The sequence below is a fragment of the Micromonospora sp. NPDC047740 genome (genome assembly GCF_043204735.1).
In the GTDB taxonomy this organism is placed as follows: domain Bacteria; phylum Actinomycetota; class Actinomycetes; order Mycobacteriales; family Micromonosporaceae; genus Micromonospora.
The window spans coordinates 85,151-99,148 of sequence record NZ_JBIDCT010000004.1; the positions used below are offsets into that span (position 1 = coordinate 85,151).

Consider the following 13,998-nt stretch of genomic DNA (forward strand, 5'->3'; position numbering starts at 1 on the left):
CAGGATAGGTGTCAGATCAGACCATCGGCGCCGTTGCCGGCCCGGGGCGGGCCGTCAGTGCGCACTGTAGTCGGCGCGGGGGTACGGCGACACCGCGCCCCGGCCCCCTTCCGCCCGCCGGATCGGCTACCCGTCAGTAGCTGACCTGGCGCTTCTCTCCCGCGCGGCGCGGCCGTCCGGGCTGCCGATCACCGCTCGGTCATCGCCCGCCAGCGCGCCAGGTTGTGCCGGGCGTCGACCAGGGCGTCGTGCCGGTCCGCGTCGGCGTCCGGCAGCTTCGGCCGGCCCCGGTCGTCCCAGAGCTGGCGCAGTTCCTTGGTGAACCGCGGGATCTCTCGCGGCAGCGCCGGCATCGCGCCCCACAGCTGGGCCAGGACCACGTGGTCGTACGCCGCGTACCAGGCCCAGAGCTCCAGCTGCTCGCCCGGGCGGTCCCGGACCGGCGCCATCAGGAACTCGTAGAGGTCGTCCCGGATCCGCTCCCGGGACCGCCACGCGCGGTCGGCGGGCGAGGGGAGCTTGTCCAGCACGTTGCGGCGCACCCAGGGCACCGCCCGGGAGTCGTCGAACTCGGTGGAGACCGCGTAGAACTCGCGGCCGTACTCATCGACGACGCCGATCGACACCAGGTCGACGATGCGGCCGTCCTCGATGAACTCGCAGTCGTAGAAGTAGCGGTAGACCATCCCCGCCATCCTCGCCCACCGCCCCCGCCCGCCCGTCGCCGGGGCGTCCGCCGAGGTCGGCACGGTTCGGACAGACGGTTCGGGAGGGTCACGGAACTGTCTCCAGGGGTGTACAGCACGCGACCGGAGCGTCATGATCTGATGTGTACCGCTACCGGACGCCGAACCGGTTCAGATGCCTCGTACCGGGATGTCAGGGCCACCCCGGTGAGCGAGTTGTGGTCCTTGACCGGGGAGGGGTTGGGCCGTGGAGGTTCGCCTGCCGGAGCCGGGTGACGCGCTCACGGGCGTGGAGATGTTCGCCGGGCTCGAGCCGGAGGTGCGGCAGCGGGTCATCGCCGCTGCGGTGCCGCGCACCTACCGCAAGGGTCAGTTGCTCTTCGTGGAGAACGACCCGGGCGAGTCGCTGATCGTGCTGCGCCGGGGGGCGGTGGCGGTGTTCCGCACGGCACCGACGGGCGAGCGCGCGGTGCTGTCGGTGATCCGTCCGCCGGACGTGCTGGGCGAGGTCTCCCTGCTGGACGCGTCCACCCGGTCCGCGTCGGCCGAGGCGATCGAGGACTGCGCCGCGCTGGCGCTGTCCCGGCCGGCCTTCATGGAACTGGTGCACTCGAACCCGCGCATCCTCGACGCGGTGATGCGCTCGCTCGGCGGGCTGATCCGCCGGCTCACCGAGCAGAACGCCGACCACGTCTTCCTCGACCTGCCCGGCCGGGTGGCCAAGACGCTGGTCCGGCTCGCCGGCGAGAGCCAGGCGCCGATGATCACCATCGAGCTCAACCAGAGCCAGCTCGCCGAGATGGCCGGCGGCTCCCGGCAGAGCGTCAACCAGGCGATCGGCTCGTTCGCCAGCCGGGGCTGGCTGCGCACCGAGGGGCGCCGGATCGTGGTGACGGACGTGGCCGCGCTGCGCCGCCGCGCCGGGATGAACGACCGCTGACGGATACGCGCAGGGCCGGGGCGTTCTCGCCCCGGCCCTGCGGTCGTGCCGCCCGGCTCAGACGCCGGCGCTGCCCGGCCCGGCCCACTCGTTGGGCCGGCCCGGCCCGGCCCAGTCGCTGTTGTCATCGCCGCCGGAGCCCTCGATGACGATGCCCTCGGCCTGGAGGGTGGCGAGGGTGGCGGCGTCCACGTCGACGGAGTCCCCCGCCGCGTGGGCGACCCCGTCGGCGTCGGTCCAGTCGCTCTCCAGCTTCACGTACACCATGGTGTGGCCCCCTTGATCGCGGTCGTCGTCCGAGGCATGAATCTAGTCCGCGAACCGCGCCGACGGCTGTCCGGACGAGTGTCCACAAGCCAACAGCCCGGTACCTGACACCGCTACCAGCGGCGATACTCGCGATGGACGCCGCGGGGGGCGGCGCCCGGCCGGGACCGGCCGGAGGATCCACCAGTGGAGGGCGTCATCTCCGCCCAGTGTGACCGTTGTGGACGTACCGCCGCCGAAGGCGACCGCTTCTGCGGTGGCTGCGGCGCGGAGCTGGGGGCGGTCTGCCCACACTGCCTGCGCCCGCTCGCCGCCGACGTGGCCTTCTGCACCTCGTGCGGGGCAGCCCGGTCCGGCGCCAAGCAGCCCGTCGCCACGCCGCAGGAGGACCGCCGGCGGGTCAGCGTCCTGTTCGTCGACCTGATCGACTTCACCCCGTACGTCGAACGCGCCGACCCGGAACAGGTCCGCGGCATGCAGACCGGCTTCTTCTCGGCCGCGAAACGGGTGGTCGGGCAGTACGGCGGGGTGGTCGAGAAGTACATCGGGGATGCCGTGATGGCGCTCTTCGGCGCCCCAGTGGCCACCGAGACCGACGCGCTGCGCTGCGTCCGGGCCGGGCTGGAGCTGCAGCGGGTGCTCACCCGGTTCGCCCCGTCCGGCCGCGACGAGCTGCGCTTCCGGGTCGGCGTGGCGACCGGCGAGGCGCTCGTGGACGTGGCCGCCGCCCGCGACGGCGGGCAGGCGATCGTGGCCGGCGACGTGGTCAACACGGCGTCCCGGATGCAGTCGGTGGCGCCGCCCGGCGGGGTGCTGGTCTGCGGCGCGACCCACGCCCTCACCAAGGACGCCATCAGCTACGAGGAGCAGCCGCCGGTCACCCTGCGCGGCCGGTCCACCCCCACCGAGGTCTGGCTCGCCCTCGCCCCGGTACGCCGCCAGCCCACCGACCAGGAGCCGGACACCACGCCCCTGATCGACCGGGAGCACGAGCTGGGTCTGCTGGTCAACGCCCTGCACCGGTCGCTGCGGGACCGGCTCCCGCAGGTGGTGACCGTCTTCGGCCGGGCCGGCATCGGCAAGAGCCGACTGGTCCGCGAGCTCTACCGGCACGCCGGTCGGCTGGTCGACGAGCCGCTGACCTGGCGGACCGGCCGGTGCCCGCCCTTCGGGGAGAACGTCACCTTCGCCGCGCTGGCCGACGTGGTGAAGACCGAGGCCGGCATCCTCGACACCGACCCGGCGTCGACCGCGGCGCAGCGGCTCACGTCCGCGGTGACCGAGCTGGTCGGGCCGGCCGAGCGGGACCGGATCGTCGACGCGCTGCGCCCGCTGGTCGGGCTGACCGGCACCACGCTGCCCGCCGAGGAGGCCGAGTCGGCGTGGCGGCGGTTCCTGCTGGCCCTGGCCGCCCGCCGCCCCACCGTGCTGGTCTTCGAGGACCTGCACTGGGCCGACGACGCCATGCTGCGCTTCGTCGAGTTGCTCGGCGCCGCCGCCCGGGACGTGCCGCTGCTGCTGCTCTGCACCGCCCGGCCGGAGCTGGTCGACCGGGACCCGAGCTGGGCGGGGACGATCACCGGCTCGGTCACCATCACCCTGCCCCCGCTGCGGGACACCGGCATCGCCTCGCTCTACGCGCACATGTTCGGCCAGGCCGCGTTCCCCGCCGAGATGCTCACCCCGCTGGTGGAGGTCGCCGGCGGCAACCCGCTCTACGCCCACGAGTACGTGCGGATGCTCATCGAGCAGGGCGCGCTGCGCCAGTCCGGGCGCGGCTGGTCGCTGGACAAGCACCTCGACCTGCCCATGCCGGAGAGCGTCCACGCGGTCATCGCCAACCGGATCGACCTGCTCGACGCCAAGGACCGGGCGGTGCTGCTGGCCGCCTCGGTGGTGGGTGTGCAGTTCTGGCCCGGCGCGGTGGCCGCCGCGCTCGGCCAGCCGGTCGAGTCGGTGGAGCGCGCGCTGCGCCGGCTGGAGCAGCGCGACTTCGTGCACGAGCAGGGGGCGTCCACGATGGCCGGGCAGCCGGAGTTCCGGTTCCGGCACGTCCTGGTCCGGGACGTCTGCTACCAGCGGCTGCCGCGTACCGAGCGGGTGGCCCGGCACGAGCGCACCGCGGACTGGCTGGACACGCTGTCGCAGAGCCGGGACACCGACCTGGCCGAGGTGCTCGCCCACCACCGCTGGGCGGCCCACGAGATCGCCCGCACGCTCGGCATGGACACCCACCGCTACGCCGGCCCGGCGCGCGCCGCGCTGCACCGGGCCGCCCGCCGGGCGTACGCCCTGCACGGGCTGGACGCGGCGGCGGCGCACGCCGGCCGGGCGCTGGGCCTGGCCGACGACAGCGACCCGATCGGCCGGCTGCAGCTGGAGCTGCTGAGCACCGAGATCTCGTTCTACCGGGACGGCAACGCGTTCCTCTCCGGCGGCGGGCCGGAGCAGCTGCACGCGCTCGCCGACCGGCTGCTCGCGCACGGCGACCACCCCTGCGCCGCCCGGGCCTGGACCCTGCTCGGCCAGGCCGCCTGGCTGCGCGCCGACCGGACCGCCGCGGTGGCCTGCCTCAACCGCGCCGTGTCCCTGTTCGAGCCGCTGCCGGACAGCGGCCAGAAGGCGGACGCGTACGCGGAGCTGGGCCGGCTGCACATGCTCAACTACGAGCGGGACCCGGCGGTGGCCGCCGCCGAGACCGCGGCGGAGATCGGCGCGCGGCTGGGGCTGTCGGAGACCCGGACCAACGCGCGGATCACCGCGGCCACCGCCCGGTACCAGTCGGGTGACCGGTCGGGCCTGGACGAGCTGCACGTGCTCGTCGAGTACGGCCGGGCGCAGCAGCTGCTGGCGCTGCACCGGGCGGTGCAGAACCTGGCGTACGCGGTCCGCGAGGAGGGCGACTGGCTGCGCTCGGACGCGCTGCTGTCCGCCGCGCCGGCGCGTACGGCCAGCGGGCAGACGCTGACCACCAGCTACTCCGGGGAGGCGATGCGGGCGTACTTCGACGGGGACTTCGACCGGCTGCTCGCCGCCGCGGACGCCTTCGTGGACACCCCCACCGGCGGCTGGGACATGCAGGTCCGCGGCCTGCGCTCGTGCCTGCTGGTGCTGCGCGGCCGGCCGGTGCCGCCGGCGCCCCGACCGGCACCGGGCCAGCGGAACGGCGGCCCGGAGGAGCCCCTGCCCCGGCACCCGGACGACGTGGCCGCCGCGTTGGACAGCGCCCGCCGCAGCGGCTTCCACCGGCCGCGCTGGACCATGCTCGGCATGGCCGCGCTCTGCCGCGCCCTGCAGGGGCGGGCCGACGAGGCGGCGGAGCTGGTCGACGAGCTGGCCGACTCGTGGTCGGCGGTGCCCGCGCTGGCCAGCGGCGAGTGGATCGCCGCGGCGGCGTACGCGGCCACCCTGGCCGGTCGGGACGCGGCGGTGCGCGTGCGGGCGATGCTGGACCGGCTCGAACACCGGACGCCCTGGTCGGAGGCGGCGCTGCGGACGGTGACCGCGGCCCTCGCCGCGGCCGACGGCGACCACCGGCGCGCCGGCGAGCTGCACCTGGCGGGCGCGGAGATCTACGCCCGGATCCCCGACGTGACGGACCGGATGCTGGCCCTCGCCCTGGCCGTCGGCGAGCTGGACCGGGCGGGGGATCGGGCGGCGGTCACCGTGCCGCTGGCCGAGGTGAGCGCCTTCGCCCAGCGCAACGAGGCGCCGGGCCTGCTGGCGCTGGCCCGCCGCCCGGTGCCCGACGCCGGCCCGGCCGTCGCCTGCTGATCCCAGGGGCCGACTGGGGCGTCAGGCGGGGACCGGCTGGGTCTTGGCCTTCTGGGCGTAGATGTCGACGTACTCGCGGCCGGAGAGTTCCATCACCTCGTACATGATCTCGTCGGTGACCGCCCGCTCGACGAACCGGTCGCCGGACAGGCCGGCGTAGCGGGAGAAGTCCAGCGGGGCGCCGAAGCGGATCCGCACCCGCTTGATCGTGGGGATGAGCTGGCCGGGCGGCTGGATCTCGTCGGCGTTGAGCATCGCCATCGGGACCACCGGGGCACCGCTCTCCAGGGCGAGCCGGGCCACGCCGGTCTTGCCGCGGTAGAGCCGGCCGTCCGGCGAGCGGGTCCCCTCGGGATAGATGCCGGCGATCCCGCCCGCCCGTAGCACCTTGAGCTGGGTGTCCAGGGCGGCCCGGGCGGCCTGGCCGCCGGACCGGTCGACCGGGATGGTGCCGGAGCCGACGAAGAACATCTTGGTCAGCCAGCCCTTGATCCCCTTACCGGTGAAGTACTCCGCTTTGGCGATGAATGTGACTTTTCGCTTGACGATGAGCGGCGTGAAGATCGAGTCCGAGAAGGAGAGGTGGTTGCTGGCCAGGATGACCGGACCGGTCTCCGGGACGTGCTCGAGCCCCTCCACCTGCGGGCGGAAGATCAGCCTCAGCAGCGGGCCGAGGATGATGTACTTCAACAGCCAGTACAGCACCGGGGTCCTTCCAGGTGGGGGCGGCGACGCCCGACGACGGCTCCAACTCGGCTGGCGGCCACCATTCGGCCTCGGCGACGCCAGGCGGCGCACCGGAGGCGGATGACGGCCGGCCCGACGCCGCGCGGCGACCTGGAGCCGTCGAGGCCGGGGAGCCCGGAACGGGCCGCCGGGACGCGCCCGGACCGCGCCCGGGGCGCCGTCGGCGAGCGGGACTGTCCGGGAAGAGCCTACGAACCGGGAGCGGCACGCCACAACGCACTCCCGGAACAGGGTCCGGACGTGTCACGATTCAGGGCACGGCGTACGGGGCGCCGGGTCGGGACGCACCGACAGGCGGCGAGGAGGGGTGTCCGGTGTCAGCGGGTGGGCCCCGCCGGGGACGGCGGGACAACGGGCTCGACGCGGCCGAGTACGCGGTCGCGGGCGACGTCGATCCGCGCATCGGCGAACATCTGCTCGACGTGCTCGCCGCCGGCGGGATCGCCGCTTACCTGCAGCCCTCCGCCGACCTGAACCCGATCACCCGCACCACGACGGTCCCGTCCCGCCCAGTCGACCGGCTCTACGTCGACCGCTCGCACCTGACCACCGCCCGGGACTACCTCACCCAGCTCACCGACGAGGGGGACCGCGAGTCGACCCGGGACGACGAGCCGGACATCGAGGCGGAGTGGGCCAAGATCGTCGCCGGCTTCCACTCCGCCCCCACCTCCGGCAGCCACCCGTGGCCCGCCGCCGAGGACGTGGACGACGACTCCGTCGACCCGCCCGAGCCGACCGGGAGCGCCGGCGGCCGGGCGGAGGAGACCGGCGGCCCGACCGCCACCGACGTCCGGCGCCTGCCGTACGCGGCGGACGTCTCCGGGATCTCGGTGAGCCGGGGCCGGTCCGACGAGCCGTCACTGCTGGACGGCCTGGACACCTTCGGCGCCGACCTGCCCGACGACGAGGACGAGCACTACACCCCGCCACCGCCGCCCCCGCTGCCGCGCTTCTCGAAGTACGCCGTGGTCGGCGTGCTCTGCATCGTGGCCGGCTTCGTGTTCTTCCTCTCCCCCACCCTGCTCCCGGTCACCGACCCGTCCGTGGTGACGCTGCTCGGCTTCACCGGCATCCTGGCCGGCTTCGTGATGCTGATCTGGCGGCTGCGCCCCGGCGACTCCGACGAGCAGGACCCGGACGACGGCGCGGTCGTCTGATCCGCTCCGCCCCGGCCGCCGCCCGGATACCGGGACGGCCGCCGCCCCGGCGCCAGGCGCGTAACAGGGGTGTAACTTACGGTCAGTAGGAATACCCGTACGTCACTTCCCGCACCGGCTGTCCGGTTTGTTCCTCGCTCCGGTGGCCGGACCCCTGCTGAGCGGATTGCCCGAGATGCGACAGAGCCCCCTCGTGGTGGTGGCCAACCGCCTCCCCGTCGACGACAGTGTGGCGCCGGACGGCGCCTGCGAGTGGCGCCGCAGCCCCGGCGGCCTGGTGAGCGCCCTGCACCCCCTGCTCCGGCACACCCCGGCGACCTGGCTCGGCTGGGCCGGCGGCACCGGCCCGGCACCGCACCTGCCCGAGGTGGACGGCGTCCGGATGCACACCGTCCCGCTGACCGCCGACGATCTCCGCGACCACTACGAGGGCTTCGCCAACGCGACCCTCTGGCCGCTCTACCACGACGCCGTCGAGCAGCCCGAGTACCACCGCCGCTGGTGGGAGGCGTACCAGCGGGTCAACCAGCGGTTCGCCGAGGCCGCGGCCGAGGTGGCCGAGCCGGGCGGCCTGGTCTGGGTGCAGGACTACCACCTCCAGCTCGTCCCGGGGCTGCTCCGGCGGCTCCGCCCCGACCTGCGAATCGGCTTCTTCCTGCACGTGCCGTTCCCGCCGCCGGAGCTGTTCATGCAGCTCCCCCGCCGGGCCGAACTGCTGCGCGGCATGCTCGGCGCCGACCTGATCGGCTTCCAGCGGGCGCAGGCCGCGCACAACTTCGCCCAACTGGTGGCCAAGGTGCTCGAACTGCCCGCCACCGACCGGCGGGTCGACGTCGGCGACCGGACGGTCCAGGTCGGCGCCTTCCCCGTCTCCATCGACACCGCCGAGATGGCCGCGCTCGCCGCCCGGCCCGAGGTCGCCGACCGGGCCCACCGGCTGCGCACGGACCTCGGCGACCCCGAGCACGTCATCCTCAGCGTGGACCGGATGGACTACACCAAGGGCATCGAGCAGCGGCTCAAGGCGTACCGGGAGCTGCTGGCCAGCGGGGACGTCAAGGTCCGGGACACGGTGCTGGTCCAGGTCGCTGTGCCCAGCCGGGAACGCGTCGCCCAGTACCAGATCCTCCGGGACCGGGTGGAGCACCAGGTCGGCCGGATCAACGGCGAGTTCGGCCGGGTCGGCGAGCCGGCGATCCACTACCTCAGCCAGCCCTTCGACCGGACCGAACTGGTCGCCCTCTACCGGATCGCCGACGTGATGGCGGTGACCCCGCTGCGGGACGGGATGAACCTGGTCGCCAAGGAGTACGTCGCCGCCCGGGTGGACGACACCGGCGCGCTGCTGCTCAGCGAGTTCGCCGGCGCCGCCGCCGAGCTGGACCAGGCGTACCTGGTCAACCCGCACGACCTGGACGGGCTGAAGCAGGCCCTGCTCACCGCGCTGCGGGCCGGCCCGGAGGACGTCTCGGCCCGGATGCGGGCGATGCGGACGCACCTGCGGCGCAACGACATCCACGCCTGGGCGCGGTCGTACCTGAGCGCCCTGAGCGAGAGCGGCTCACTGCTGCGCCGGCTCGCCGCGGCCGACTGACCGGCGCCCGCGCTCACCCGGCGGCGGGCGCCGGGTCCTTCTCCAGCCAGTCAAGGATCGCGTCGATCGGCTCCCGCCAGCGGGCGTCCAGCATCAGATCGTGGCCCATGCCGGGAAAGAGCAGCGGGGCCGAGGCGTACCGGCGCGCGGCCCGGGTCAGCGCCGCCGCGGGCACCACCCGGTCGTCCGGGCTGCCCAGCACCAGCACCGGCGGGCGGCCCACCGCCGGCTCCGGCTGGTCGCCGGTGAGCAACTGCCACTGCGCCCGCCGGCCGGCCCGACCCAGCCGCGCGACGTACCGGCGGGCCTCGCCGTCCGGCAGCTCCCGGCTGAACAGCTGCCGGCGGCTCAGCCGCAGGCGGCCGCCGAAGACCGCCGGCAGGGTGCCCACCGGGTTACGCCGCAGCGCGGTGCCGAACGTCCCCCAGCTGCCCAGCACCGGCGCCACCAGCACCGCCGCCCGGGCCGGGTAGCGGGCCAGGGCGTGCGCCACCACCCGGGCGCCGGCCCCGTGCCCCACCAGCACCGCCTGCCGCGGCAGGCTCGCCGCCGCCTGGACCACGTCATGGGTGTACGACCGCAGCGTCGCCGCCGGCGCCGGCTCGCTGCCGCCGTGCCCGCGCAGGCTCAGCGCGTACGCCGGGAAGCCGCGGGACGCGGCGTGCGACAGCCAGTGCTCGGCGAACGCCCACGCCCCGTGCCCGAACCCGGGTACGAAGAGCAGGGGCGGCTTCCCCTCCTCCAGCTCCGGCACCACGGCCAGCACCTCACGTCGGGCCGGGCGCTCCGGGCGGGCCCACTCCCACGACCGGACGATCCGCACCCGCTCCACGCTCACGCCGCCGCCTCGCTTCGCTCCCCGGCGGCGCGAGGCGCCACGCTGCTGAACTGAATGGTTCGCTCGCTCCGCTCGCTCACGCCACCGCCTCGCTTCGCTCGCTCACTTGCCCTCCAGCTCGTCAAGGGCGCGCTGGAGCGCCCGCAGGTAGTCGGCGTGCCCGACCTCGAACCAGTGCCGGCTGCTGTCCTTGACCTTCCCCGAGTACCGCTCACCGAGGCCGGCGGCGACCTTCCGGCCGAACGCGGCGGCCCGGTCCGGCCGGGCGGTTCGCGCGGCGAGCAGCCGGGCGAAGAGCACGCTCTGCCAGTGCGCGATGGGGAACACGCCGGAATCCGGCTGCACCAGGCCGACCACGGCCAGCGTGGGGTGGCCGGCGGCGAAGGCGTTGAGCCAGAGCCGCGGCCGGCCCGACCCGTCGGCGTCGCCGAGCACCGCGCCGTCGAGGAACTCGAAGCGCGGCAGGTAGCCGGTGGCGAAGATGACCAGCTCCGGGTCGATCTCCCGCTCGTCGCTCAGCGCCACCGTGCGGTCGTGGAACCGGGTCACGTCCGGCACCGGGGTGATCGCACCGTGGCCGACGTGGTAGACCAGCTGGCTGTTGGCGATCGGGTGGGTCTCGTAGACCCGGTGGTCCGGTCTGGGCAGGCCGAACCGGGTCAGGTCACCGACGGTCAGCCGCAGCGTCCGGTGATAGAGCCACTGGCGTACCCGCAGCGGCACCCGCAGCGCGAGCAGGGTGTCGTTGACCTGATCGGCGGGGCGGCCGAAGACGTACTTCGGGGCGTACCAGTAGCCGCGGCGGGTGGAGTGCCAGCAGTGGGACGCCTGCTGGGCCGCCTCGACCGCGATGTCGCAGCCGGTGTTGCCGCCGCCCACCACCAGCACCCGCTTGCCGCGCAGCTGCGCCGGGTCCTTGTAGGACGAGGCGTGCATGACCTCGCCCCGGAACTGCTCCAGGCCCTCGTAGCGGGGCAGCTTCGGCGACCAGTTGTGCCCGTTGGCCAGCACCACGCCCGCATACCGGGAGGTGCGCTCCGGGCCGTACCCGCCGGTGCTGCGGGTGGTGACGTCCCAACGGTCCCCCTCGACCGGCTCCACCCGGACCACCTCGGTGCCGAACCAGACGTGCTGGCGCAGGTCGAAGTGGTCGGCGTAGCGCTCGAAGTAGGACAGCAGCTGGGTGTGGTGCGGGTAGTCCGGCCAGTCGTCCGGCATCGGGAAGTCGGGGAACTGGGTGAACGGCCGGGACGAGATGAGGTGGGTGCTGGCGTACACCGGGCTGCGGTCGTGCCGCCAGTTCCACGCCCCGCCGATACCGGTCTCCCGCTCATAGCAGTCGACGCCGAAGCCGTGCTCGCGGAGGTTCTTCACGGCGGTGAGGCCGCTGGCCCCGGCGCCGATGACGCAGACGGTGTCGCCCCGGTCGGAGACCGGGCGGCCGTCCTGGGTCAGGGCGACCGTCGGGTCCGGATCGGGACGGCCGAGGTCGGTGGAGGAGGGCACCGGGACAATCTCCTTTGTGCGGCACGAGGGCCGGGTCGGTGCGAAATCCTGCCGAGAATGCCCGCGCTTGTCCAGCCTGCCGGATCATCTCGGCGGGTCGCCGGCTCAGCCGGCGGGCAGCAGCAGGTCGACCAGCACCGGGAAGTGGTCGCTGGCCCGGCGGGTGCGCGGGGTGTCCACCACGTCGTAGTCCACCACGGTGATCTGCGGGTCCACGAAGAGGGCGTCGATCCGCCGCTGCGGGTTGGCACAGGGGAAGGTGTGCCGGTCCGCCCGGTCTGCGGCCAGCGCGGTGTCGGTCAGCCCCTGCGCCACCGTCCGCCACGCCGGCCCGTCCGGCTCCTCGTTGAGGTCGGCGCCGGCCACCACCGGCAGCGTCGTGGCGGCCAGCTCCCGCTTGAACGCGGCCGCCTGCGCCGGCCGCTCGGCCGGGTCGATCGAGAGGTGGGAGCCGGCCAGCAGGAACCGGCTCCCGGCCACCAGGCACTCGGCGTACGCGGCGCCGCGCAGATGCCGCCCGGGGGTCAGCGGGTAGCGCTGGCAGCGGGTGGCCACTACCCGCACCCGCAGGCTGGTCAGCAGCAGGTTGCCCAGCGACGGCAGGCCGCCGGCGGCCACGACCAGGCCGAACGAGTCGGCCAGCGAGGCGCACTTCTGCCGCCACCGGAACCGCCGCGGCCCCTCCTGGACGATCACCACGTCCGGCGCGGCCTCCCGGACCACCTCGGCCAGCGCGGCGGTGTCGTCCCGCTGGCTGTGCACGTTGTACGACACCACCCGCAGCGGTACGCCCGGGCCGGGCACCTCACAGCCGCCGGGCGAGGTCGGCGGCGCCGATGACGCCGGCGGTGTTGCCCAGCTCGGCCGGGCGGATCTCGGCCACCGGCAGCCGGCTGCGCTGGGCGAGGGCCTGGGTGTACGACCGCCGGGTCGGGCCCATCAGCAGGTCACCGGCCTCCACCACGCCGCCCCCGACGACCAGCACCTGCGGGTCGAGGATCTGCGCCATGTCGGCGAGGCTGGTGCCCAGCCAGCGGCCGACCTGGGCGAACGCCTCGGCGGACACCGGGTCGCCCCCCTGCGCGGCGGCGGTCACCATCGGCCCGGTGATCCCCTCGGCCTCGCCGCCGGCCAGCTCCAGCAGGGCGGTGGCCCGGTGCGGTTCCTGGCGGGCGGCGGCGCGGGCGAAGCGGACCAGGGCGCTGCCGCTGGCGTACTGCTCGATGCAGCCCAGCCGGCCGCAGCCGCACTGGTGGCCGTCCGGCACGGTGAGCATGTGCCCCAGCTCGGCCGCGATGCCGTTGGCGCCGCGGAGCAGCTCACCGCCGAGCACGATGCCGCCGCCGACGCCGGTGCCGATGGTGAACATGACCATCGAGTCGTCGGCGGCCCGGGCCGCGCCGTAGCGGAACTCCGCCCAGGCGGCCACGTTCCCGTCGTTCTCCACGACCACCGGCACCCCGATGGCGTTGCTGACGTACTCGCGCAGCGGCTCGTCCCGCCAGGCCAGGTTGGGGGCGAAGAGCACGGTGGACCGGGAGGCGTCGATCCAGCCGGCCGCGCCGATGCCGACCGCCTCGACCGGGTGGCCGGTGGCCAGCTCGGTGACCACCTCGATGATGGTGTCCCGGGTCTTGGCCACGTCTTCGGCGGGGGTGTCTCGTCGGGCCTGCACGAGCACCTTGCCGGTGTCGTCCACGACACCGCCGGCCACCTTCGTGCCACCGACGTCGACTCCGATGGTCAGCGTCACCGCTGCCACTCCCCTCTGCTGTGCTCCCTGACCTCGTCCGGCACGGCCGGGCAGGGTCGGGATGTCCGGTGGTCAGGCCCCGTCGCCTGGTGCCTCCTCGGCCACCTCGCCGGACGCCCGGGCGACGGGCACCACGGGACGGCCGGCCGGCGGCCGGCTCGACACCGGCACGTCCGGCCCGGCGGCGTCGGCGGGCGGCACGCTGGCACCCGGGTCGGCCAGGCCCTCCCCCCGGGTCGCGGCGGACCAGACGTCCTGCTCGGGTGCCGGCTGAGAATCATGCCCGGTACGGGTGGCCTCGCGCCAGACGTGATCTCCGGCCTGGGCACCGGCGGCCGGCTCGTCGGCCCCCGCCGGCTCGGCCGGGGCGAACGCGCGCAGCAGGCTGGCCACGCCGGCCGCCAGGTCCCCGGCGCCGGTGGCGAGGCGCTCGGCGAACTCCGGACTGGGGTCCCGCAACGCCGCGATACCCCGACAGATCGGGCAGACGCAGCATTCGGGCGACCCGGTGGCGAAACCCGCCGAGGCCGTCGGCTCGCCGGAGCCGGCACCGCCCGGGGTGTGACCGAGGACACCGGACAGAATCCCGCCGAGCGGGCCCCAGGGGCCGGCCCCCGTGGCGGCGGCCAGCCGGGCGGAGGCCAGCAGCATGGCGACGAGGCGTTCCGCCTCCTCCCGGGCCGAACCCGGATCAGTGGTGGCCATGGGTCGGCTCCTCTACCGTGACGACCGG

Annotated in this window: 12 protein-coding genes; 4 read left to right on the forward strand and 8 right to left on the reverse strand. The window is 74.6% G+C overall.

Annotation, left to right across the window (positions count from 1 at the left end; all coding sequences use genetic code 11):
- Positions 1–188 precede the first annotated feature (188 nt).
- Positions 189–686, reverse strand: coding sequence for a polyadenylate-specific 3'-exoribonuclease AS (locus tag ACGF4F_RS09585; RefSeq protein ID WP_073838865.1), 498 nt, complete (start codon positions 684–686; stop codon positions 189–191).
- Between the two features lie 247 nt (positions 687–933).
- On the opposite strand from ACGF4F_RS09585, the gene ACGF4F_RS09590 reads away from it, so the two are divergent.
- Positions 934–1,626 carry a Crp/Fnr family transcriptional regulator gene (locus ACGF4F_RS09590; RefSeq protein WP_073838866.1) on the forward strand — a complete coding sequence of 231 codons (693 nt, stop codon included), beginning with the start codon at positions 934–936 and terminating at the stop codon, positions 1,624–1,626.
- A gap of 57 nt (positions 1,627–1,683) precedes the next feature.
- Here ACGF4F_RS09590 and ACGF4F_RS09595 read toward each other — a convergent pair whose 3' ends face one another.
- The gene (locus ACGF4F_RS09595; RefSeq protein ID WP_073838867.1) at positions 1,684–1,893 is read right to left on the reverse strand and encodes a hypothetical protein; all 210 of its coding nucleotides are present in this window, start codon (positions 1,891–1,893) and stop codon (positions 1,684–1,686) included.
- A gap of 186 nt (positions 1,894–2,079) precedes the next feature.
- Between ACGF4F_RS09595 and ACGF4F_RS09600 the strand changes: the two genes are divergently transcribed.
- A complete protein-coding gene (locus ACGF4F_RS09600) occupies positions 2,080–5,667 on the forward strand; it encodes an ATP-binding protein (RefSeq protein ID WP_393076271.1) in 3,588 nt (1,195 codons plus the stop codon).
- Between the two features lie 21 nt (positions 5,668–5,688).
- Here the strand turns inward: ACGF4F_RS09600 and ACGF4F_RS09605 are convergent, their stop codons facing one another.
- Positions 5,689–6,372, reverse strand: coding sequence for a lysophospholipid acyltransferase family protein (locus ACGF4F_RS09605; protein ID WP_393076274.1), 684 nt, complete (start codon positions 6,370–6,372; stop codon positions 5,689–5,691).
- Positions 6,373–6,728: 356 nt separating this feature from the next.
- Between ACGF4F_RS09605 and ACGF4F_RS09610 the strand changes: the two genes are divergently transcribed.
- Together ACGF4F_RS09610 and ACGF4F_RS09615 are read left to right on the forward strand one after the other, a co-directional pair.
- The gene (locus ACGF4F_RS09610; protein ID WP_393076277.1) at positions 6,729–7,574 is read left to right on the forward strand and encodes a DUF308 domain-containing protein; all 846 of its coding nucleotides are present in this window, start codon (positions 6,729–6,731) and stop codon (positions 7,572–7,574) included.
- Between the two features lie 175 nt (positions 7,575–7,749).
- Positions 7,750–9,168 carry a trehalose-6-phosphate synthase gene (locus tag ACGF4F_RS09615; RefSeq protein ID WP_393076280.1) on the forward strand — a complete coding sequence of 473 codons (1,419 nt, stop codon included), beginning with the start codon at positions 7,750–7,752 and terminating at the stop codon, positions 9,166–9,168.
- Between the two features lie 13 nt (positions 9,169–9,181).
- Here ACGF4F_RS09615 and ACGF4F_RS09620 read toward each other — a convergent pair whose 3' ends face one another.
- The 5 genes from ACGF4F_RS09620 to ACGF4F_RS09640 form a co-directional block, all read right to left on the reverse strand.
- A complete protein-coding gene (locus tag ACGF4F_RS09620) occupies positions 9,182–10,006 on the reverse strand; it encodes an alpha/beta hydrolase (protein WP_393076283.1) in 825 nt (274 codons plus the stop codon).
- 102 nt (positions 10,007–10,108) lie between these two features.
- Complete coding sequence (locus tag ACGF4F_RS09625; protein WP_393076286.1) at positions 10,109–11,512, reverse strand: flavin-containing monooxygenase; 1,404 nt, start codon at positions 11,510–11,512, stop codon at positions 10,109–10,111.
- Between the two features lie 105 nt (positions 11,513–11,617).
- On the reverse strand, positions 11,618–12,316 hold the full coding sequence (locus ACGF4F_RS09630; protein WP_393076288.1) for an endonuclease/exonuclease/phosphatase family protein: 699 nt from the start codon (positions 12,314–12,316) through the stop codon (positions 11,618–11,620).
- A gap of 1 nt (position 12,317) precedes the next feature.
- Positions 12,318–13,274, reverse strand: a complete 957-nt coding sequence (locus tag ACGF4F_RS09635; RefSeq protein WP_198940576.1) for an ROK family glucokinase — start codon at positions 13,272–13,274, stop codon at positions 12,318–12,320.
- A 63-nt stretch (positions 13,275–13,337) separates the two neighbouring features.
- On the reverse strand, positions 13,338–13,970 hold the full coding sequence (locus ACGF4F_RS09640; protein WP_393076291.1) for a hypothetical protein: 633 nt from the start codon (positions 13,968–13,970) through the stop codon (positions 13,338–13,340).
- Between the last annotated feature and the right edge of the window lie 28 nt (positions 13,971–13,998).

Coding starts and splice junctions, on each gene's coding strand:
- ACGF4F_RS09585 (WP_073838865.1), bottom strand. CDS start 686: ATGGTCTACCGCTACTTCTACGACTGCGAGTTCATCGAGGACGGCCGC.
- ACGF4F_RS09640 (WP_393076291.1), bottom strand. CDS start 13,970: ATGGCCACCACTGATCCGGGTTCGGCCCGGGAGGAGGCGGAACGCCTC.
- ACGF4F_RS09595 (WP_073838867.1), bottom strand. CDS start 1,893: ATGGTGTACGTGAAGCTGGAGAGCGACTGGACCGACGCCGACGGGGTC.
- ACGF4F_RS09615 (WP_393076280.1), top strand. CDS start 7,750: ATGCGACAGAGCCCCCTCGTGGTGGTGGCCAACCGCCTCCCCGTCGAC.